Below are 20,570 nucleotides of genomic sequence, written 5' to 3'. Positions count from 1 at the left end.
ACGCTCACACTCGCCGGCATGCCCAGACCGCGCCCGGAGGCGGTCAGTAATCGCGCGACACGCGCACGTTGGCACTTTGTCGGCCCAGCGTCGAGATCGACGACAGCAGCGACAGCCAGCGCGTCACCTGGAACTCGACCCGGGTCGCCGAATAGCCCGCACCGTCGGTGATGATCTCGGCGTAGACGCGCCGCGTCACATATTTGCCCGCCGCGATCGACGTGCCCTGACCGGTCTGCGGGTCGGCCGGCAGGATGCGCAGCCGGTCGAGCCCGGCGGCGCGGCGCACCGCGTTGATCGGGTTGAGCCCGCCGCCACCGTCTTGCAACGCCGCCACCGCGGCCGCCAGCTGAAGCGCCTCGGGCGCGGAGAGATTGGTGATCGAGGTGCCGAACAGCAGCCGCGAGAGCAGCTCGTCCTGCGGCAGCGCAGGCGTGCTGGTGAAGCTGATCTCGGGCTTAAGCGCCACCCCGGTGACGCGGATCGTCGCGTTGAGTCCAGTGGTGTTGGCGTTCGCCTCGATGTCGAGCGCGGGATTGGCGGGCACCTCGCCGGCGAAGCGGATGATGCCGCGCGACAGCTCGAATTCGCGCCCGGCGAACTCATAATCGCCGCGCACCAGGTCGGCGCGCCCGGTCAGCGCGGGGTTGAGCGGTGTTCCCGCGATCTGCACCGTCGCGGTCCACTCGCTCGACAAGCCGAGCCCGGTGACCATCAGGCCATTGCGCGCGCGCGCGCGCAGGTCGAGCCGCCACGGCGCGACCACGTCGTCGTCGGCATTGTCGCCGCCGGGCACGTTGATCTCGCGCACCGATACCTGCGGCAGCGCGCTGGCCGCCGTGGCCTGGCCGAACCGGTAGCGGCTGCTGTCGAGCCGGACGTCGCCGCCGATCACGCCGCCCTCGCCGTCGGAGCGGAAGGTGATCGGGCCGGTGACGGTGGCGCCGATATCGTCGCGGTCGATCAGCACCGCGTGGTCCGCGTCGACGCGCAGGTCGAGCGCGACGCCGGTCGGGCGCAGGTCGAACCAGCCGCTGCCCACCACCTTGCCGCCACGCCCGGCATCGCCGGTGAAGCGGTCGAGCTGGAGCCGCGTGCCGCTGAAGCGCCCGCTCGCAGCGACGTTGGTGATCGAGGTGCCGGTGGTCGCGCTCTGGATCCGTGCGCCCGCCGCGCGCACCACGCCGCGCAGCTGCGGCGCGGCGGTGGTGCCGGTCACGTCGGCGGCGAAGGCGACCGGTCCGGTGAGATCGAACAACTCGATCCGCGTCAGCCGCCACAGCGTGTCGGCGGGGCCGCTGTAGCGCAGCTGCGCGAACAGCCCCGCGCGCGCGAGTCGCTCGACCAGATTGCCCGACCCGAGCGGCTTGAGCTGCGCCTGCGCACGGCCGACGACCCTGCCCGCCGACTGCATCACCACGCGCACCCCGGCATGATCGGGCGCAAGCACCGCCGCCAAACCCATGTCAACCGGTGTGGAGGAGGTGACCAGCCCCGATCGCGTCAGCCCGCGCACCGTCACGTCGGCGCGCCCGGTCGGCGCCGCGCCCGCGCGGGCGTCGAGCCGGAGCGACCCGCTGGAGTTGCCGCCGAGGCCAAGCCCGCTGTAGCCGATGTCGAGCACCGCCAGCGGCAGGTCGGCGAGCGTCGCGCGGAAACTCGTGTCGCCGTCGCCGAGCCGCCCCGATACCTTGGCCGAGCCGCCCGCGAAGCTAAGCTCGGTCGGCGCGAGCGTCCAAGCGTCACCATCGCGGCGCAGCACCGCGGGCGTGTCGAGCCGGATCGGGCGCTGGCCGATGCTGCCCCTCGCGCGAACCGTATAGCCGTCGGGCGTGACGGCGGTGACGGTCTGGACGCGGAAGCCGACCCCGCGCGAGCCGGCGATTGCGGCACGGATCTCGCCGCTCTCCCCCACCAGCGTGACCGCGCCGTCGAAGCGCGACACCGACAGCGCGCCGTGGCGCAGCCCGGCGCCGCGCGCGGTGGCGTCGAGCTTGGTGCCGGCGGGGTCGAGCAATGCGGTGAACTGCAGCTGTGCCACGCGCACCGAGGCAAAGCTGCCGACGCGGGCGCCGCGCGCCTGGAGCTGTGCGGCGATGCGCTGCACCTCGCCGACCGGGGCGAAGTCGAGCGCGCCGCTCCAGCCGCCGCCGTTCACCGCGAGCCGGCCGCGGAAGCCGCCGTCGACGATGTCGAGCGCGCCGGTCGCACGCGTGCCGCTGACGTCGAGCCGCTCGACGAGAATGCGCGACTGGCCGTTGCCGGGCGGCAGGACGATCTGTCCCGCGCCCGTGAAGGCGCCGAGCCGCGACCCGCCCGCCGCGGTGAAGGCGAAGCCCTGCGCGCTGGGATCGAGGCGCGCGCGCACCGCGGCGAGCCCCAAGGTAGCGTTGGGGCGCACGAAGACGAGGTCGAGTGTCGGCCGCTCGATCCTGCCGTCGAGCCGCAGCGTCACCGGGCCGTAGGTGCCCTGCGTGCCCGCGCCTTCGAAGAAGAAGGTGCCGTCGCGGCGGCGATAGCCGTTGCCGGCGAGCCGCAGCGTCGGCGCGGTGAGTACCAGCCGGGTGAAGTGGAGGATGCCGTCGGGCGTACGTTCCAGCTCGGTCTCGATCCGCGGCAGCCCGCCGGCGAGCGAGCGGAAGAAGGCGTTGTCGAGCCGCAGCACGCGCGCGGTGCCGCGCCCGATCACGCGCGTGCCATGGCCGTTCGGTCCGGGCACCGCCTGGAGCCGCGAGTCGACCTGCACCAGCCCGATGCCGGGGATGAGGTAGCGCCCCAGCCCGCCGCTCAGCGCGACGTCGTAGCGGCCGGTGCGCAGGTCGAGCCGGAGCCCGACCTCGCCGGCGAGCTGGTCCGAGCGTAGCCGCAGCCGGTCGCCGGTGACCTGGGTGGCGGTGACCTTGAGCAGGCCATCGAGGCTGAGGTTGCGCAGGATACCGCCGGCGACGTCGCCGACGCCGGTGACGCGCGCCGCGGTGAAGCGCGCCGGCACCAGCACCGGCGTCTTCGACCAGCGCCCGCGCCCCGCCGCGCGCGCCTGCTCGAAGCCGGTATCGTCGAACGCGAAGCGAGCGGCGGTGAGGCGATAGTCGAAGGTGAAGGTGCGGAAATTGCCGTCGAGGATGGCGCGCAGCCGCATGTCGCGCGCGGTCATGTTGCGGAACAGCGCCGCCGGGCGCAGCAGCCGCGCGCTGACCCGGACGTTGCGGAAGGCGCTGGCGGCGAGGTCCACCATTCCTTCCACCTCGGCGGCGATCGCGGGCGAGCGCAGCGACAGCGCGCCGTCGAGCCGCCGGTTGGCGAAGGTGGCGTTCCCATCCACCGCGACGCGTGGCGCGGTGAGCGACCGGAGCTTGCCGCCGCTCACCGCGCTCGGCGCCACCGTGCCGATCAATCGGTAACGGCCCTCGCGATTCGCCAGCGCGAGGTCGATCACGCGCGCCGCGCCGGCCTGCGCCACCGCGCGCCCGTCCCAGCGGTGCCAGTCGCCGTCGCCAGCGACGTCGAGCGCGAGCGCGCGGTTGAGCCCGGTCAGCTTCGCCAGTACCCCGCGCGAGGTGCCGCGCGCGCGCGCCTCAAGGTCGAACCGGCCCGCTTCCGGACGCGAGTCGAGCCTCAGGTCGAGCGAGTCGCTGCCCTGTACGAGCGCGGCGAGATCGACCAGCGCGTGGCCGTCGCGGATGTCGGCGCGTCCGCGCAACCGGCCGTAGCGCACCACGCCGGTGACGCGCGGCGCCACCACCAGCCGGTCGACCGCGAGCCGCTCGATCGCGATGTCGAACTTGGGCAGCAGCGGTCCGCTGCGCCCGGTGTCGCGCGGCTCGGGCAGCTTGGCGAGCGTCGCGGTGGCAATGTCGAGCGAGGCGATGTCGAGGCGGTTGTGCCACCACGCGAGCGGCGACCAGTCGAGCCGCGCGCGCGGCACCGTGAGGACCAGACCCTTGGGATCGTAGAGGCGGAAGTCGATCAGCTCGGCGCGGCCGTACAGCGAGCCGTCGATCCGCCCGATGCGGAAGCGCAGCCCGTTGTCGGGGCGCAGCGCATTGACCCGGTCGGCGACGAAGCGGTGCCCGATTCCGGTGTCGAGCACGAGGACGACCAGCAGCGCGAGCGCGACGAGCGCCGCGACGGCCCCGCCGACGATCCGCAGCCCGCGCATCAGAATGCCTGTCCCAGCGAGACATAGACCGCGAGCCGGCTATCCCCCCTCTGCGGGTTGATCGGCGTGCCGAGATCGACGCGGATCGGGCCGAAGTTGGAGTAATAGCGCACGCCGATGCCCGCGCCGTAGCGGAAGCCGGTGAGATCGGGCAGCCCGCCGGTGTAGATGTTGCCGCCGTCGAAAAAGGGCACCACGCCGAAGCTGCCGAACGCCTTGATCCGCGCCTCCAGCGCAAATTCCGCGAGGCTCCGCCCGCCGATCGGGTCGTTGTTGGGGTCGCGCGGACCGATCGACTGGAAGCCGTAGCCGCGCACCGAGGCGCCGCCGCCCGCATAGAAGCGCCGCGACGGCGCGATCTGGTCGCGCGGCGCGCCCAGGATCGTGCCCGCGCGCACCCGGCCCGCCAGCACGGTGCCGCTCGTTACCGGCTGGTACGCGCTCGCGTCGAGTTGCACGCGCGTGTAGCCGAAGGCGCGGTTCTGCAGTGACAGCTCGGGGCTGACCCGGCCGGCGAGGCGGAAACCGCGCGTCGGATTGAGCAGATCGTCCGAGCCGTCATAGCCGAGGCTGGTCGGCAGCGCGCCGATCAGGAAGGTGCGGCGGCGCGGCGCGCCGGTGGACAGGATCACGTCGCGCTCGTCCGAGGCGACCAGCTCGGCCCCGAGCGACCAGGTCCAGGTCTTCTGGAAGAAGATGTTGGTCTGCCGCTCGAGCGCCGCGGACAGCGACAGCGTGTTGGCCTCATAGGCGTCGCGCAGCAGGTGAGCGGCGGCGAACTGCGCGGTGAGCACGCGATCGCGGCCGTGAAAATTGTTGCGCCGGAAGGTGATCTGGCCGAGCTGCTCGCGCGTGCCCGCGACGCCGCGCAGCGTCACCGCGCCCTCGGGCGGGAACAGGTTGCGGTGCGTCCAGCTGACTTCCGAGCGGGCGCCCTCGCCGGTGCCATAGCCGAGCTCGACCGCGACCGTGCGCGGCGGCGCCGGCTGGAGCTGCACCGCGACGTCCACGACCGAGGGATCGCCCGCCGCGACCGCGCGCACCTCGGCGGTGGAGACCAGCCCGGTCTGCACCAGAGCGCGGCGCAGATCGTCGAGTTGCGAGGCCTGATAGAGGTCGCCCGTCTTGAAGCGCGCGATATCGGCGACGTGATCCGCGTCGAACACGTGATTGTCCGGGTTGGCGGTGATCCGGCCGAAGCGGCGCGCGGTGCCGGGGGCGACCTCTACCGCCAGTGTCGCGGTCTGCGCGGCGCGATCGACCACCACCTGCGGATCGCCGATCTGCGCGAAGGCGAAGCCCTCCTCGCCGGCGCGCGTGCGCAGCTGCGTCTCGGCGGCCGCGACCGCGTCGCTGTTGACCGGGTCCTCGGGGCGCACCGCGAAGGCGTCGCGCAGCGCCTGCGCCTTGGTGCCCGCCGCCTCCACGCCGGCGAGCGTCACCCCGGCGAAGCGGTAAAGCGTTCCCGGCGTCGCGGCCAGCACCACCACCGGTCGCTTCTCGGCGCGCTCGAAACGGGTGGCGACGGCGGCGTCATAATAGCCCTCGCCCTTGAGCAAGGTGAGCAGCAGCTCGGCGTCCTGCCGCGCGCGGCGATCGAGCTGCGCCGGGTTCGCCTCCTTGCCGTCGTTGCCGGCGAGCACCGACAGTTCCTGGAAGCGCTGGCGCAGCAGCGGCGTGCCCGCTGCGTCGAGCCCGTCGATCCGCCAGGCGTAGCGCGTGGTCGCGCCAAGCTGCGCATTCTCGGTAGCGGGGGCGCCCCTCGTGGCGGCGAGATCGGGCCAGTCGACGCCGATGTCGGGCAAGGGGGCGAGCGGCGCGCTGGGGTCGACGTCGTCGAGCACGGGAGCGGGCGGTGCGTCGGCCGGCGCGGCGGACCGCGACGCGGCCCCCGCCGGCGCTTGTTGCGCACGCGCCGGCATTGCTCCTGTCATCACGACGACCACGGCGCAGACCAGCGCGCCGCGCCGCCCCACGTCCGGCTTCATCCGCTCCGTCTAGCCGTGCGCGGGGACGAGAAGAAGGGGGGAAAGCTGCCAACATCCATCAGGATCGTACCTGCGGCACGGTCCGGCGCGACTGGCGCGGTGCGCCGTGACATGTCACAGCACGCGGATGGCGCCTTCCCCCCGTTCCCCGCTTGCCGGCGGCTTCCCGATCGCCGCGCTGATCCTCGGCGGCACGATCCTCGGTCTCGTCGCAGGCCAGCCGACGATCGGCTTCCTCGCCGGCCTCGCGCTCGGCGTTGCGATCGCGCTATGGCTGTGGTGGCGCGATCGCTGAGCGCGCATCACGGATACTGGCGCCGGGGACGGCAAGGGGGCGTGCGACGTGACGAACAAGTCACCATTATGCCAACGCTCGCCGGCGCTCCAGAGTGACCTAGTTTCGCCATAGTAACGAAAATGTCGCCAAAGCGTCGCGCGATTTACACCGTGCCTACCTAGAGGCCCGCGCCGAGACGGCACTCATGCCGCGCGGGGAAATACGTTCATGCCAACCTATCTCGGCCTGCTTCGGGCCTCGGTCGCGCTCGTCAGCGTCACGTCGCTCGCCGGCGCGGCGCACGCCCAGGCGAACACCGCCGCCACGGCGGCGGCCACGCCTCAGGCCACCGACGCGGCGAGCGGCACGGACCAGCCCGGCGAGGACATCGTCGTCAACGGCACCTACGCGCGCAGCATCGATGCCGCGGTGGAGACCAAGCGCCGCGCCGCGTACGGCGTCGATTCGATCAGCTCGACCGACATCGGCAAGTTTCCGACACAGAACGTCGCCGAGGCGCTCCAGCTCGTTCCCGGCGTGGCGATCACGCGGCCGCGCGGCGAGGGGCTGTACGTCAGCGTCCGCGGGCTCGGGCCGCAGTTCCAGAACACGCTGATGAACGGGCGCACTGTCGCGCTCAACGACCTGATCGAGAACGGCGGCGCCAACGGTCGCCAGTTCCGCTTCGAGATGCTGCCGGCCGAGTTTACCTCGCGGATCGACGTGGTGAAGACGCCCACCGCGGACATGAGCGAGGGCGCGCTGGGCGGCAACATCGACGTCACCACCTTCCGCCCGCTCGAGGTAGGCAACAAGACCACGCTCAACCTGCGCGGCACGTACACGACGCAGACCGAGAAGGTCCGCCCCAACGCGACGATCCTGACCAGCGCGACCAATGACAGCGGCACGTTCGGGCTGCTCGCGGGTGCGCAATATTGGGCCAAGTCGGTGCGCAACGACCGTTTCATGGGGTTCGGCTGGATCGCCGACCGCTACGCCACCGCGGCCACGGGCGGGCTGCCCAAGGGGCTCTACTCGCCGACGCGCACGCGGCCGACGGTGGAGACGGAGGATCGCGAGCGCGTGTCGGGGATCATCTCGGCGCAGTGGCGCCCGACCGCCGAGCTGGAGACGATCCTCGACGTGGTCGCGACCCGGCTCGACGTGAAGTACGACGAGTTCGGGCTCGACATCTATCCGGACGACGGCAAGAGCAGCTACAATCCGGCGGGGTCGTCGGTCGTCCCCGGCTCGGTTGTTACCGACGGCGACACGATCACCAAGGCGACGATCAACAACGTCCGCTTCATGGCGTCGCGCGAATATAGCCTCAACCGTCACGATCTGCTGACGGTCGGGCTCAAGCAGCGCTGGAATCCGGATCGCTGGCACCTGTCCGCCGACGTCAACTGGTCCGCGGCGCACAGCTTCCACCCGGATTACCGCCAGGGCACGGTGCGGAGCCGCGCGATCTTCATCGCGCCGCTCAGCTATGACGCCACCGGTGGCTACAAGGTGCTGCCGACGCTCACCACGCCGGTCGACGCCAGCAATCCGGCCAATTACAGCCTCTACACCTTCAACATCGCGCCCAAGGACAGCAAGGACTGGGACTGGTTCACGCGCGCCGACGTCGCGCGCGACCTGGACGGCTTCCTGTCCAAGCTTGCCGCGGGTGGGGAGTATCACTGGCGCAAGCGCGACTATTTCCGCCGCGACTTCCTGGTCAATCCGACGGCCGGCACGCCGCTGAGCACGCTCGGCAGCGGCGCCTATGAGCCGCTGCCCTTCGACGACTTCCTCAAGGGCGTGTCCGGCAACACGCCGCGGACCTTCCTGGTGCCGGTGACGAACGCCTATCTCGACGCCTTCTTCACCCCGCCGGTGGCGAACGCGCCGCTGTCGCTCGCGGACCGTCGCTCCACCTTCGAGGTGACCGAGAAGATCGCGGCCGGCTATGTCCGCGCCGATTATCAATTCCCGGTCGGCGCGGTGGCGGTGAGCGGCAACGTCGGCGTGCGCTACGTCCACACCGATCAGGTCGCGAGCGGGACGCTGACCGCGGGATCGGTCGCGACGCCGGTGAGCTATCCCAAGACCTTCAACAACGTGCTGCCCAGCTTCAACCTGCGCGCCGACCTCACCACCAAGCTGGTCGGCCGTCTCGCCGCCAGCCGCGTGCTGACCCGGCCCAACGTCACCGACGTCGCGCCGCGCATCACCGTCTCCACCGACGCGCCGACCGCGGGCGGCGGCAATCCGGAGCTGGTACCGTTCCTGGCGACGCAGTTCGACGGCTCGCTCGAATGGTATTTCGCGCCGTCGGGGCTGTTGTCGGGCGCGGTCTTCTACAAGAAGATGGACGACTATATCACGCAGAACAACATCGACATCGACATTCCCGGCCGCGGCACGGTGCGGCTGTCGACGCAGATCAACGGCGGCGACGCCAAGGTCTATGGCGCGGAGTTCGCGTACAGCCAGGTGTTCAGCTTCCTCCCCGCGCCGCTTGACGGGCTCGGCGTGCAGGCGTCGTACACCCATACCTCGGTGCAGGCGGATTATCGCGCCGGGGACCGCGAGATCCGCGACCAGCTGATCGGGCTGTCCAAGAACAGCTTCAATCTCGTCGGCTTCTACGACAAGGGGCCGGTGTCGACGCGGCTGTCCTATGTGTGGCGCGACCGCTATCTCAGCGGCACCGGCAGCACGGTGCAGGCACCCAGCTATGTCGCGCCGTTCGGCTCGCTCGACGGCAATTTCTCGCTGCGCGTCGCCCCCCGGCTGACGCTCAGCCTGGAGGGGATCAATCTCGCGGGTGCGCGGCAGAACACGTACAACGACAAGGAGCTGCGCTTCGGCGAGGTCAATTATTACGGCCGCACCATCCTGTTCGGGGCGCGCGCCGAGTTCTGAGCCGGGCGGCGCCGCCGAGGCGAGGCAGCGGCGGCGCCCATGTCGAAGTTCGATCCATCCAAGCCGACGCGTGCTCCCGCGCACGCAGGAGCGCGGGCTGGCAAGCGGGAGCGCTGGTAACCCTGGGCGCCGGCGTTCGCCGGAGCGCGCTCACGGGTTAGATGAGCTGGGTACGACCCTATACGGGCGATGGCAGCTGCGGCGCCCTGTTGCGCGATCGGCCGGCGATCGACCGCGGGGGAACGACGCGGGGCGGCGCGACGTTGCCGCGCTTCAGCCAACGGAGATTATCATGACCCGTATCCTGCCGCGCGCCGCCGTTCTCGCCGCGCTTCCGCTCGCCGTCGCGCTCGCCGGATGCGGCAGCGCGGACCAGACCGTCACTACCGACGAGAATGGCAACGTCGTCGCCAACCAGAGCCAGGCCGAGGGCGTCACCGCCTCGGGCAGTGCCGCCGGCGACAATGTCGCGGCGGACAATGCCATGACGATGGAGAATGGCGACACGCTCGGCGACCTCTCGAACGGCACCATGTCGGGCGCGCAGTGAGGGGCGCGGCCCGCCCGGATCAGCGGCGGGCCGCACCAGCGAGCGTCAGCGGCGCGGCATCGCCTCGTCGCCGCGCTCGGCCGCCAGCGCCATCGCGCGCGCGGTGCCGGTAGCGGGCTTGAGCCGCGTCGCCGACGCGTCACGGCCGTAGTTGAGGTACAGCACCGTCGCGATCAGCAGCGCGATAGCCAGCAGCGCGGGCCAGCCGGCGAAGCTGCGGTAGGAGAAGCCGTGCTTGTTGGTGTCCATGGCGATCCTCGTCATCGGGTCTCGCGGCTGGCAATGACATAGCGGGCGGACACGTTCCCGCTGATCGAGGTTACATTTTCTTGCTGTTAGGCGGCGCGGGGATGCGCGGCGAGCGCGGCCTCGGCCTGATCGAGCGCGCGCGGGTCGTCGACGTCGAGCCACCAGGCATCGCCGATGTCGACCACCTGCGCCTCGCCGCGCGCCGCCAGCGCTTCGACCCCGGCCGAGATCGAGCCGCTGCCACCGACCGCGATCGACTCCCGCAGCGCGTCGTGGAAGCGCGCGTCCACCGCGAACACGCCGGTGTCGTAGCAATCATAGTCGGGGAGGTGCTTGCCGATCGCGACGATGCGATCGCCGTCCGTACGCACCCGCGTGACGTCGTCGAGGTCGACCAACGGATTGTCGAGCCGGCGGTCGACCCCGAGCGTGAGCGCCGCCTCGGGCGCCGCGACGACGCGCGCGATCAGCGACGGGTCGAGCAGATGGTCCGCCATCATCAGCAGGTGGCGGCGTGGGCCGATCGCCTGGGCGCCGGTCAGCACCGAATGGCCGTTGGCGAGCGACCAGTCGGGGGTGCGCACGCAGCGCAGCGGTACGTGGAGCGTCGCCGCGACCAGAGCGAGGTGACGCTCGAGCCGCTCGCCCTCGTGGCCGGTGACGACCGTCACGTCGGTCACTCCGCCGTCGAGCGCGGCCCGCAGCACGCGCTCGATCAGCGGCACGCCCTGCACGAGCGTCAGCGGCTTCGAGGGAGAGACCGCGCGCAGCCGGCTGCCATAGCCGGCCGCGACGATGAGCGCGTGCAAGGGAGCGGCCTTACTCGGCGGCGAGGCGCGCGTCGGCGTGGATGAACTCGTTGGTCATCGCCGCCGCCACATCGTCGGTCACCTGCTGCGGCGGGTGCTTGCAGAAGAACGCCGACGGACCCTCGAGCGCGCCGGCGATGCCGCGCTCCAGGCCGAGCTTCACGCAGCGGATCGCGTCCACCACGACCGCGGCCGAGTTGGGCGAATCCTCGACCGACAGGCGCAGCTCGAGGTTCATCGGCACGCCGCCGAACAGGTCACCCTCGAGGCGGAGGAAGCACAGCTTGTTGTCGCCGAGCCAGGGAATGTAGTCCGACGGGCCGACGTGGATGTTCTCGTCCGCCAACCGCTCGGCGATCACCGCCTGCACCGCCTCGGTCTTCGACTCCTTCTTGCTCGCCAGCCGGTTGCGGTCGAGCATGTTCATGAAGTCGGTGTTGCCGCCGGTGTTGAGCTGATAGGTATGATCGATCGTCACGCCACGCTGGCCGAACAGGTTGGACAGCACGCGGTGGACGATCGTCGCGCCGACCTGCGCCTTCACGTCGTCGCCGATGATCGGCAGGCCGGCGTCGGCGAACTTCTTCTCCCACTCGGGGCGCGAGGCGATGAACACCGGCATGCAGTTGACCACGCCGAGGCCCGCCTCGAGCGCGCACTCCATGTAGAACTCGGTCGCCTCCTGGCTGCCGACCGGCAGGAAGTTGACGAGGATCTCGGCGCCCGAGCGCTTGAGCTCGGCGACGATCTCCGCCTTCTCCGCGTCGCGCGTGTCGTTGATCTCGAAACCGCGATCGTTGGCGGCGGTGAGCATGTGCGGCGCAACGCCGTCCAGCTTGGCGCCCATTTTCACGATCGTGCCGGTCTTCGGCACGTCGGCGTGGAACACCTTGGTGCAGTTCGGCTTGGCAAAGATCGCCTCGCCCAGATCGAGCCCGACCTTGCGCGAATCGACGTCGAACGCCGCGACGAACTCGAGGTCGCCGACCTTGTAGCCGCCGATTTCCTCATGGATCAGGCCGGCGGCGGTGTTGCTGCCGGCATAGTGGTATTTGCCCTGCACGAGGCTGCTCGCGCAGTTGCCTACCCCGATGACCGCCACCTTGATCGAAGCCATTCTACCCCACTTGTCGGCGCTTAGCCGAGCTGAAGACATATACGTTGCCGCTTCGTGACAGATACGTGGCAACTGTCAAGCGGAGCGATCGCCTGTATAGGCGCGCCGGGGCAAATGCACGAGGAACGCGTGAACGATTCCGAACCGGCTGTGGCGGGGAAGCCGCGCGAGCTACAAGGCTTTCTGAACAGGACGATCTATCACCCGCTGGCGCACCTGCTGGCGCGTGCGCTGGTGCCGACGCCGGTGACGCCGAACATGGTCTCGGTGTTCGGCGCGCTGATGGTGATGGCGGCGGCGGTGCTGTACGCGCAGGTGGGGACGCCCGCGGCGATCGCGCTCGGCTTCCTGCTTCACTGCCTGTGGCACGTGGTGGACGGCGCCGACGGTGCGCTGGCGCGGCTGTCCGGGCGCGCCTCGCCCTCGGGCGAGATCGTCGATGGGCTATGCGACTATGCCGGGCATGCGGTGCTCTACACGCTGCTGGGCGCGGCGATGGACGACCGCATCGGCTGGGTCGCCTGGCCGATCGTGCTGCTCGCCGGGGTGAGCCGCGCGGTGCAGTCGGTCTTCGCCGAGAGCCAGCGGCGCACCTACCAATGGTGGGCCTATGACGTGCCGTGGCTGCAGACGGCCAAGTCCGGCGGCGACGGCATCGGGGTGAAGCTGTCCGGCCTCTATCTCTGGGCGTGGCACAAGATGTCGGGGCCGACGCAGGTGGTGAACGCTTTGGTGGCGAGCGCCGCGGCGGACCCGCCCGAGCGCCGCCGCATCGCGCAGATCGCGCGCGAGGAGGGGCGCAAGCTGCTGCCCGCCGCCGCCGCGCTTGGCGCCAACCCGCGGACAATCCTGCTCGGGCTCAGCATGATCGCGGGAACGCCGTTGTGGTTCTTCCTGATCGAGATCGTGGTGCTCAACGTGGTGCTCGTCGTCGCGATCGCGCAGGCTGCCTATGTCGGGCGGCGGATTGCGCAGCTGATCGCGCACGGGCATCGGTGACCCGAGCCGGTCGGGCGCGGAACCGCGCGCGCGGCCCGCGGGTTGCCCGTGGCAAGAACATGGATCAACGGACAAGGGAGCGAGCGATGCGGCGGATCACGGCGGTGACGGGACTGGGGCTGGCGACGCTGGCGCTGGCGGCGTGCAACGACCAGGGCAAGATGGGCACGGGCGCGCCGGTCGCGGGCGGCGCCAGCGCCACCGCGTCGCTGGTCACCGCGACCGGGGCGCCGGCGGGCCGCGCGACCGCCACCGAGGTGGCCGGCGGAGTCCGCTTCACGGTGGATGCCAGCGGCATGCCCCCGGGCACCCATGGCGCGCACGTCCATATGGTCGGCCGCTGCGACGCGCCGGGGTTCGAGACCGCGGGCGGGCACTGGAACCCGACCCAGATGAAGCATGGCGCGACGAACCCGCAGGGGCCGCACCAGGGCGATCTGCCCAACCTCGTGATCGGCAACGACGGTCGCGGCACGATCGGCGCGACCATCCCCGGCGCGACGATGGCGGGGCTGCTCGACGCCGACGGCGCGGCGATGGTGATCCACGCCGGACAGGACGACCTCAAGACCGATCCGAGCGGCAACTCGGGCGCTCGCATCGCCTGCGGTGTGTTCCAGGCAGGGTGAGGGGCGGCACCGCCTGCTTCTCACTGGCGTCTTCCTGAGCTCGTCTCAGGATCCACCGCGCCGCGCCTCCTCAGGTGCCGACTGTCTCGCGGCACCGTGGGTCCTCAAACGGGTTCAGGATAACGCCGGAGGGTAGGGCGAGGAGAGGTAGCCGCCGCCCCGAGCCGGCTTACCTCACCCCAACTCCCCCGCGGCCCGCGCGCGCGCCTCGCGCGTCCGCTCCGCCTCCGGCACCAGCCGATAGGCCGCGGCCCCTGCCGCCACCCCGAGCGGCACCACCGCCAGCAGCGCGAGCATTCCGGTCGAGAGGCTGCCGCTCAGCGTCGAAATGCGGCCGGCCAGATACGGGCCGAGCGCCAGCCCGAGCAGCGTCGTGCCGATGAAGAAGGTGGCGGTGGCGGTGCCGCGCATGCGCGGCAGCACCAGGTCCTGCGTCGCCGCCGCGGCCGACCCGAGGCCCCAGCTCGCCAGATATTGGGCCGCGAACAGGCAAAGATAGAGCGTCAGCGGCGCGCCCGCGGTGAAGCCGGCGACGAGGAACGGCACCGGCAGCATGGTGCCGCACAGCACCGGCACCAGCCGACCCGACGGGTGGCGCCGCCGCAGCCGGTCCGCGATCAGCCCGCCGCTCGTCACGCCGAGGAAGCCCGACAGCGCCACGCCGCCGCCCAGGACCAGTCCCGCCTGCGCGGGCGAGACCGCGAGCGCACGCATCGCATAAGGCGCCGCCCAGAAGGAGGCGGCATAGCTGATGAAGGCGTTGAGCCCGTAGGCCACGACGACGCACAGGAAGGCGGGCGTGCCGACGATCAGCGCGAAGGTCGGCGGGTCGCGGTGGCGCAGCGCGCTCGCCCAGGAGAAGACCGCGTACGTCCCGATGCCGACCGCGATCCACTGCGCCAGCGGTTCGCCGCTGGCGTGCAACAATGCCACCGCCGCGACCATCGCCCCGAGCACGCCAATATTGATCGCGAGCGCGCCGACCCCGCGCCGCGCCGCTGCGATCAATGTGAGGGGCGGCAGGATCGTCAGCAATTCGCTGCCGAAGGCGCGCAACGGCGCCGGGTGGGGCGGCGGTGGGGGCAGCCCCTCGACCGCGCCGCGCACCGGCTCGCGCAGTGTCGCCACCAGCACCGCGAGGAGCAGCCCCGGCAGCCCGACCGCGAGGAAGGCCGCCTGCCACGCCGCCAGCCCGAGTGGCGGGTCGGTCGGGAAGGCGCGGTGCCAGTGCTGCACCACCAGCCCACCGACCAGCAGCGAGCACCCCCCGCCGACATAGATGCCGGCCGAGTAGATCGACAACGCGGTGGCGCGCAGCCGGCGCGGAAAATAGTCGGAGATCAGCGAATAGGCCGAAGGCGACGCGGTGGCCTCGCCGACGCCGACGCCGACCCGCGCGGCGGCGAGCTGCGCGCCCCCGCTGGCGAAGCCCGACAAAGCGGTCATCGTCGACCATAGCGCGAGCCCGACCGTCATCAGCCGCACGCGATGCGCGCTGTCGGCGAGCCGCCCGAGCGGGATGCCGAACAGCGCGTAGAAGACGCCGAACGCGGTGCCGTAGAGGAAGCCCAGGTCCTCGTCGCGCAGCTGGAGGTCGCGTTTGATGTCCTCGGCGAGGATCGAGATCACCTGCCGGTCGACGAAGTTGAGGATGTAGACGACGAACAGGACCGCGAGCACGTACCACGCATAGCCCCCCGCGCGCTGCTCGCCGTCCGGGGTCATCGCGCTTTCTCCTGCCGTCGTCCGTGGCGCGCGAGCCTACCAGAGGCGGGGTCGGAGGGAAGGGGGCGCCGCCGATGTGGGAGCCACCTGCGTCTTCCAGCTGGGCTCCGGCCCTCGCGTGGGGGCCGGTCGCGCTCGGGGCAGGTCGGGATTGCCCTGGAAGGAGGCTGCTCTCGCGTCCTCCCCCTAGCAAGCCTCACCCACGCGCATCATTGCGCCCGCGATACTTTCGTCCATGATCGCGCGCGTTCCTTCTTCCGCGGAGTCGATCCCATCGTGCGTCTTACGCTCTCCCGCCTCGCCGTCTGTCTCGCCCTGCTCGCCGCGCCCGCCAGCGCGCAACAGCCTGCGGCGGCGGCGGACGGCGCGTCGCGGCTGTTCACCGGCGCCGACCTGTTCGGCCTGTCGGTCGCAAGCGATCCGCAGATCAGCCCGGACGGCAAGACGATCGTTTACGTCCGCCGCACCGGCGACATCATGACCGATCGCATGGCCTCCGCGCTGTGGCTGGTCGATGTCGCCAGCGGTCGGCAGACGCCGTTCGCGACGTCGGGCTCCTCCCCGCGCTGGTCGCCCGACGGCACGCGCATCGCCTATGTCGCGGGTGACGGCGACCAGTCGCAGCTGTTCGTGCGGTGGCTCGCCAGCGGCAGCAGCGCGCGCGTGACGTCGCTGCCCGGCGACCCGAGCGCGCTCGCCTGGTCGCCCGACGGCACGCGGCTGGCCTATGTCGCGACTGTCGCGGGCGATTCGACCACGCTCGGCAAGCCGCCCGCCAAGCCCGAAGGTGCGAAATGGGCGCCCGGGCTCGAGGTGATCGATCGGGTGACCTATCGCAACGACGGCCCCGGCTATCGCAAGCCCGGCTACGCGCATGTGTTCGTAGTGGCGGCGGATGGCGGCGCGGCGCGCCAGCTCACCTTCGGCCGCTTCGACGACGACGGCCCGCTCGCGTGGAGCCCCGACGGCCGCCGCCTCCTGTTCGCCGCGATCCGCGCCGGCGATACCGAGCGCGAGGTGCTCAACACCGATGTCCAGTCGGTCGACGTGGCCACCGGCGCGGTCACCGCGCTGACCTCGCGGCAGGGACCCGACGCCAACGCGCGCTTCTCGCCCGACGGGGCGCGGATCGCCTGGATCGGTTTCGACGACCATCGTCGCGGCTACGAGGACGCGCAGCTCTATGTCGTCGGCGCGGACGGAGGCGCGCCGCGATCGCTCACCGCGGCGCTCGACCGCAGCATCGAGGACGTCCAATGGGCGCGCGACGGGCGCACCCTCTACGCCAGCTATGACGACCATGGTCAGCGCAAGCTCGCGCGCGTCGGCAGCGACGCGCGGCTCACCGTGCTCGCCGAGAATCTCCAGGGGAGCGGTCTCGACCGGCCTTATACCGGCGGCGATTTCTCGGTCTCGCGCGACGGCGTGATCGCCTACACCGGCGGCGACGCCGGCGCGCCCGCGGACGTGTGGGTGCTCGCCGGCGGCAAGCCGCGCCGGCTGACCCAGCTCAACGCGGTGTTGACCGCCGCCAAGACGCTCGCGCCGGTGCGCAAGTTGAGCGTCACCGCGCCTGATGGACGCGCGATCGACGCCTGGCTTGCCACCCCGCCGGCGCGCACTACGGGCCAGCGCGTCCCGCTGATCCTCGAGATTCACGGCGGCCCGCACTCGGCTTATGGTCCGACCTTCGCGAGCGACGTGCAGCTCTACGCCGCGGCGGGCTACGCCGTGCTGTGGGTCAATCCGCGCGGCTCGACCTCCTATGGCGCCGAGTTCGCCAACCTGATCGACAAGAACTATCCCTCCGCCGACTATGACGACCTGATCGCCGCGGTCGACGCCGCGATCGCCGACGGCACCGCCGATTCGGACAATCTGTTCGTGACCGGCGGCTCGGGCGGCGGCGTGCTGACCGCGTGGATCGTCGGCAAGACCGACCGTTTCAAGGCCGCAGCGACGCAGAAGCCGGTCATCAACTGGCTCAGCGAGGCGCTGACGATGGACAACACCACCTTCACCTCGCGCTATTGGTTCACCAAGCTGCCGTGGGAAGACCCGATGAGCTATTGGGTGCGCTCGCCGCTCAGCCTCGTCGGCAACGTCAAGACGCCCACCCTCGTGGTGGTCGGCAGCGAGGATTATCGCACCCCGGTGAGCGAGGCGGAGCAATATTATGCCGCGCTCCAGATCGCCAAGGTGCCGACCGCGTTGGTCAAGGTGCCCGGCGCGAGCCATGGCGGCCTCACGGCGCGCCCGTCGCAATCGGCCGCCAAGGCGGCCGCGATCCTGGCGTGGTTCGACCGCTATCGCGCGCGCGGCACCGCGGCGACGCCGGCGAACTAGCCGCTGCGCTGCGCCACGGCGTCGATCGTAACGACGTCGATTGCCGCAGGACATAGGTTAAGGTGTTTGATTTGGGCGATTGACGCGTCGATGCGTTGGCCGGCTGAGGGTAAGTACGATGAGGATGGAGCCTCGCGACGAGACCAGCCTGCTGGCCACGCTCGCGCGCAAGAACGCGGTGCTCGAGGGCATCAACCGGATCTTTCACGAGGCGCTGACCGCGCCCACGCTGGAAGCGCTCGGCCGCGTCTGCCTGCGCGTCGCGGAGGATGTCACCGGTGCCGCCTTCAGCTTCATGGGTGAGGTTGATCCGGTTACCGGCCTGCTCGACGAGATCGCGATCAGCGAGCGCGGCTGGCGGGCGTTCGAGGCGGCCGAGAGCGACTGGCCGGCCGGGCAGGTCCCGAGTGGGCTGACCATCCATGGCCTGTATGGCCGCGTGCTGCGCGGCGACAAGGCGTTGATCTTCAACGACGCGGCCGGCCACCCCGACCGCATCGGCCTGCCCGCGGGTCATCCACCGCTGGATAACTTCCTCGGCGTGCCGCTGCGTCGCAACGGCGCGCTGATCGGCATCGTCGGCCTGGGCAACCGTCCGGGCGGTTTTCGTGACGTCGATCTCGCGGCGGCGGAGGAACTGGCACCTGCCATCGTCCAGGCGCTGCGCAGCAAACGCGCCGAATTGGCGCTTCGGGACATTGAGGAGGAGCGCCGGCGCACGCTCGAGCTGGTGCCCGCCATGCTGTGGCGGGTCGACGCGGCGGGCGAGCGCATTGACACCAATCGGCAGTGGCAGGCCGCCACGGGGCAGAGCGACGAACAGGCGTCCAGCGGCGGCTGGATGGAGCTGATCCATCCGACCGAGGTGGGGCGGGTGACGCGCGCGTTTCGCCGCGCTTATGCGGCGGGCACGCCGGTTGCGGTGGAATGTCGGGTGCGCCACGCCAGCGGCGACTATCGCGCGCTGCTGATCCGCCAGGTGCCGGTGCGCGACGCCGACGGAGAGATCACGCATTGGCTCGGCGCGGCGACCGACATCAGCGACGTGCAATTGCTTCAGCAACGGCAAAGCGCGCTCGTCGCCGAGCTCCAGCACCGCGTCCGCAACATCCTCACGGTCGTCCGCTCGGTCTTCTCGCGCACGGTCGAGGCGGGCGGGTCGCTCGAGGATGTCGCGGATCATTTCCGCGGCCGTCTCGACGCGCTGGCCCGGACGCAGGTGAGCGCGACGATCAATGCCAGCGGCATGGTCGACCTCGAAAATCTGATCCGCGACGAACTGCTCAGCGTCGACGTCGCGGATGGGCCCGCGCTGCGCATTGAGGGACCCGACGTGGCACTTCCCGCCGCCACGGTGGAGCTGCTCGGGCTGGCGATCCATGAATTGGCAACCAACGCGCTGAAATATGGTGCCTTCCGGGTGGCGGGCGGGTCGCTCTCGATTACCTGGCATGTTATAGTGGATCAAACAGGTGTTCGCCGAATCGACCTTAATTGGACGGAACGGGGCGTTCCAGCGGTAGCAGTCCGCCCCGCGCATCAGGGATTCGGGACCGAGTTGATCGAGGAAGCGCTGCCCTATCGGCTTGGCGCCGAGACGCGGCTTGAGTTTCGGGGCGGCGGCGTCCGTTGCGCCATCATGTTGCCGCTTGGCGGCGACGAGCAAGGGGCATGACCATGCCGGGACGGCTCTCGGGCAAACAAATCCTCGTCGTGGAGGATGAATATTTCATCGCGTCGGACCTGCGCCGTGCACTTGGCACGGAGGAGGCGGTGGTGGTCGGCCCGGTGAGCGGTCTCGCCGCCGGACTGGAGCTTGCCAAGCGGGATGACCTCGATGCCGCGCTGCTCGACGTCAATCTCGAGGGCGACTCGTCGCTGGCGATCGCCGACCGGCTCACCACGAAGGGCGTGCCCTTCATCTTCGTCACCGGCTATGACGATTGGGCGCTGCCCGACGCCTATCGCCACGTGCCGCGCGTATCCAAGCCGTTCGCGGTGCCGACGGTGCTGCACGCGCTCAACCAGTTGCTCGCAACGGAGGACGTGCCATGATCCGCGCCGCCACCATCATCGACGATCGCCAACCCGCACTCCAGCGCCTCGCGAGTCTGGTCCCGCTCGATCAGGAGGGGCTCGATACGATCGTCGCCGCCGCCGCACAGGCGCACACGATCCGGTCGCGCCGCGAGCTGATCAGCGAGGGGCGCGAGGTGTCGGAGCCGCTGCTGCTGCTGCGCGGCTGGGCGGCGCGGGTGCGGCTGTTGCCCGATGGGCGACGCCAGTTCCTCAGCTTCCTGCTTCCCGGCGATCTGGTAGGGCATTGCCTGCAACCGCGGCCGATCGCGGTGACCACGGTGGTCGCGCTGACCGACGTGCTCGCCTGTGCGGCGCCGCCGGCGCCCGCGGGATCGGTGCTGGAAAGGGTGTATGCGGTGGGTGACGCGCTCGACCAAGCGTATGTGCTCGCGCAGGTCACCAGGCTGGGGCGGCTCAACGCGCAGGAGCGGATCGGCGATCTGCTGCTCGAACTGCACGAGCGGTTGACGCTCAACGGCATGGCGCGCGGCAACAGCTTCGACCTGCCGCTGACGCAGGAGACGCTTGCGGACGCACTCGGGCTCACTTCGGTTCACGTCAACCGGATGGTGCAGCAGGCACGGCGCGAGAACGACCTGCAATGGAAGGGCGGGCGCGTGACGCTGATCGATCCGCCGGCGCTCGCGCGCAAGATCGGGCGCATTCCGGTGCGGGTCTCCGCGACGGTCGGCCCGCAGCCGGTGCGCGCGCGGTAGCATCACCG

At 70.8% G+C, this 20,570-nt stretch carries 15 protein-coding genes; 9 read left to right on the top strand and 6 right to left on the bottom strand.

The annotated features are described in order from the left end of the window. Positions 1–43: 43 nt before the first annotated feature. Together ACMGDM_RS04125 and ACMGDM_RS04120 are read right to left on the bottom strand one after the other, a co-directional pair. The gene (locus ACMGDM_RS04125) at positions 44–4,159 is read right to left on the bottom strand and encodes a translocation/assembly module TamB domain-containing protein (protein WP_436802840.1); all 4,116 of its coding nucleotides are present in this window, start codon (positions 4,157–4,159) and stop codon (positions 44–46) included. Continuing rightward, complete coding sequence (locus ACMGDM_RS04120; protein ID WP_436802839.1) at positions 4,159–6,147, bottom strand: autotransporter assembly complex protein TamA; 1,989 nt, start codon at positions 6,145–6,147, stop codon at positions 4,159–4,161. Before ACMGDM_RS04120 ends, ACMGDM_RS04125 begins: the two co-directional genes overlap by 1 nt. 127 nt (positions 6,148–6,274) lie before the next feature. Here ACMGDM_RS04120 and ACMGDM_RS04115 point away from each other — a divergent pair, with 127 nt between their 5' ends. From ACMGDM_RS04115 to ACMGDM_RS04105, 3 genes are all read left to right on the top strand, one after another. After that, positions 6,275–6,442 (top strand): hypothetical protein, encoded by a 168-nt coding sequence (locus tag ACMGDM_RS04115; protein ID WP_436802838.1) that lies wholly within the window; start codon positions 6,275–6,277, stop codon positions 6,440–6,442. Between the two features lie 210 nt (positions 6,443–6,652). Then, positions 6,653–9,343 carry a TonB-dependent receptor gene (locus tag ACMGDM_RS04110; RefSeq protein ID WP_436802837.1) on the top strand — a complete coding sequence of 897 codons (2,691 nt, stop codon included), beginning with the start codon at positions 6,653–6,655 and terminating at the stop codon, positions 9,341–9,343. 292 nt (positions 9,344–9,635) lie between these two features. Beyond that, positions 9,636–9,893: a hypothetical protein gene (locus ACMGDM_RS04105; protein ID WP_436802836.1), complete on the top strand. Its 258-nt coding sequence runs from the start codon at positions 9,636–9,638 to the stop codon at positions 9,891–9,893. 45 nt (positions 9,894–9,938) lie between these two features. Here ACMGDM_RS04105 and ACMGDM_RS04100 read toward each other — a convergent pair whose 3' ends face one another. The 3 genes from ACMGDM_RS04100 to ACMGDM_RS04090 form a co-directional block, all read right to left on the bottom strand. Beyond that, on the bottom strand, positions 9,939–10,157 hold the full coding sequence (locus ACMGDM_RS04100; RefSeq protein WP_436802835.1) for a hypothetical protein: 219 nt from the start codon (positions 10,155–10,157) through the stop codon (positions 9,939–9,941). 71 nt (positions 10,158–10,228) lie between these two features. Then, positions 10,229–10,951: a phosphocholine cytidylyltransferase family protein gene (locus ACMGDM_RS04095; protein WP_436802834.1), complete on the bottom strand. Its 723-nt coding sequence runs from the start codon at positions 10,949–10,951 to the stop codon at positions 10,229–10,231. Between the two features lie 10 nt (positions 10,952–10,961). Beyond that, positions 10,962–12,068: an inositol-3-phosphate synthase gene (locus ACMGDM_RS04090; RefSeq protein ID WP_436802833.1), complete on the bottom strand. Its 1,107-nt coding sequence runs from the start codon at positions 12,066–12,068 to the stop codon at positions 10,962–10,964. Between the two features lie 129 nt (positions 12,069–12,197). Here ACMGDM_RS04090 and ACMGDM_RS04085 point away from each other — a divergent pair, with 129 nt between their 5' ends. Both ACMGDM_RS04085 and ACMGDM_RS04080 read left to right on the top strand, forming a co-directional pair. Beyond that, complete coding sequence (locus ACMGDM_RS04085; protein WP_436802832.1) at positions 12,198–13,067, top strand: CDP-alcohol phosphatidyltransferase family protein; 870 nt, start codon at positions 12,198–12,200, stop codon at positions 13,065–13,067. A gap of 86 nt (positions 13,068–13,153) precedes the next feature. Beyond that, on the top strand, positions 13,154–13,696 hold the full coding sequence (locus ACMGDM_RS04080; RefSeq protein ID WP_436802831.1) for a superoxide dismutase family protein: 543 nt from the start codon (positions 13,154–13,156) through the stop codon (positions 13,694–13,696). Positions 13,697–13,870: 174 nt separating this feature from the next. Here the strand turns inward: ACMGDM_RS04080 and ACMGDM_RS04075 are convergent, their stop codons facing one another. Next, positions 13,871–15,421: a spinster family MFS transporter gene (locus tag ACMGDM_RS04075; RefSeq protein WP_436802830.1), complete on the bottom strand. Its 1,551-nt coding sequence runs from the start codon at positions 15,419–15,421 to the stop codon at positions 13,871–13,873. A gap of 276 nt (positions 15,422–15,697) precedes the next feature. Between ACMGDM_RS04075 and ACMGDM_RS04070 the strand changes: the two genes are divergently transcribed. The 4 genes from ACMGDM_RS04070 to ACMGDM_RS04055 all read left to right on the top strand — a co-directional run bounded on the left by ACMGDM_RS04070 (position 15,698) and on the right by ACMGDM_RS04055 (position 20,562). Further along, positions 15,698–17,767 carry a prolyl oligopeptidase family serine peptidase gene (locus ACMGDM_RS04070; protein ID WP_436802829.1) on the top strand — a complete coding sequence of 690 codons (2,070 nt, stop codon included), beginning with the start codon at positions 15,698–15,700 and terminating at the stop codon, positions 17,765–17,767. 118 nt (positions 17,768–17,885) lie between these two features. Further along, positions 17,886–19,442 (top strand): sensor histidine kinase, encoded by a 1,557-nt coding sequence (locus ACMGDM_RS04065; RefSeq protein ID WP_436802828.1) that lies wholly within the window; start codon positions 17,886–17,888, stop codon positions 19,440–19,442. Then, complete coding sequence (locus ACMGDM_RS04060; protein ID WP_436802827.1) at positions 19,439–19,822, top strand: response regulator; 384 nt, start codon at positions 19,439–19,441, stop codon at positions 19,820–19,822. Before ACMGDM_RS04065 ends, ACMGDM_RS04060 begins: the two co-directional genes overlap by 4 nt. Further along, positions 19,819–20,562, top strand: a complete 744-nt coding sequence (locus ACMGDM_RS04055) for a Crp/Fnr family transcriptional regulator (protein ID WP_436802826.1) — start codon at positions 19,819–19,821, stop codon at positions 20,560–20,562. The genes ACMGDM_RS04060 and ACMGDM_RS04055 overlap by 4 nt, the downstream gene beginning before the upstream one ends. The last annotated feature ends 8 nt before the right edge of the window (positions 20,563–20,570 follow it).

It is taken from the genome of Sphingomonas larreae (assembly GCF_051400595.1).
Lineage (GTDB): Bacteria > Pseudomonadota > Alphaproteobacteria > Sphingomonadales > Sphingomonadaceae > Sphingomonas.
The sequence above is the reverse complement of the archived record's forward strand: the minus strand, read 5'-3'. Positions and strand labels throughout refer to the sequence as shown.

Coding starts and splice junctions, on each gene's coding strand:
- ACMGDM_RS04125 (WP_436802840.1), bottom strand. CDS start 4,159: ATGCGCGGGCTGCGGATCGTCGGCGGGGCCGTCGCGGCGCTCGTCGCG.
- ACMGDM_RS04120 (WP_436802839.1), bottom strand. CDS start 6,147: ATGAAGCCGGACGTGGGGCGGCGCGGCGCGCTGGTCTGCGCCGTGGTC.
- ACMGDM_RS04115 (WP_436802838.1), top strand. CDS start 6,275: ATGGCGCCTTCCCCCCGTTCCCCGCTTGCCGGCGGCTTCCCGATCGCC.
- ACMGDM_RS04110 (WP_436802837.1), top strand. CDS start 6,653: ATGCCAACCTATCTCGGCCTGCTTCGGGCCTCGGTCGCGCTCGTCAGC.
- ACMGDM_RS04105 (WP_436802836.1), top strand. CDS start 9,636: ATGACCCGTATCCTGCCGCGCGCCGCCGTTCTCGCCGCGCTTCCGCTC.
- ACMGDM_RS04100 (WP_436802835.1), bottom strand. CDS start 10,157: ATGACGAGGATCGCCATGGACACCAACAAGCACGGCTTCTCCTACCGC.
- ACMGDM_RS04090 (WP_436802833.1), bottom strand. CDS start 12,068: ATGGCTTCGATCAAGGTGGCGGTCATCGGGGTAGGCAACTGCGCGAGC.
- ACMGDM_RS04080 (WP_436802831.1), top strand. CDS start 13,154: ATGCGGCGGATCACGGCGGTGACGGGACTGGGGCTGGCGACGCTGGCG.
- ACMGDM_RS04075 (WP_436802830.1), bottom strand. CDS start 15,421: ATGACCCCGGACGGCGAGCAGCGCGCGGGGGGCTATGCGTGGTACGTG.
- ACMGDM_RS04065 (WP_436802828.1), top strand. CDS start 17,886: ATGAGGATGGAGCCTCGCGACGAGACCAGCCTGCTGGCCACGCTCGCG.
- ACMGDM_RS04060 (WP_436802827.1), top strand. CDS start 19,439: ATGACCATGCCGGGACGGCTCTCGGGCAAACAAATCCTCGTCGTGGAG.
- ACMGDM_RS04055 (WP_436802826.1), top strand. CDS start 19,819: ATGATCCGCGCCGCCACCATCATCGACGATCGCCAACCCGCACTCCAG.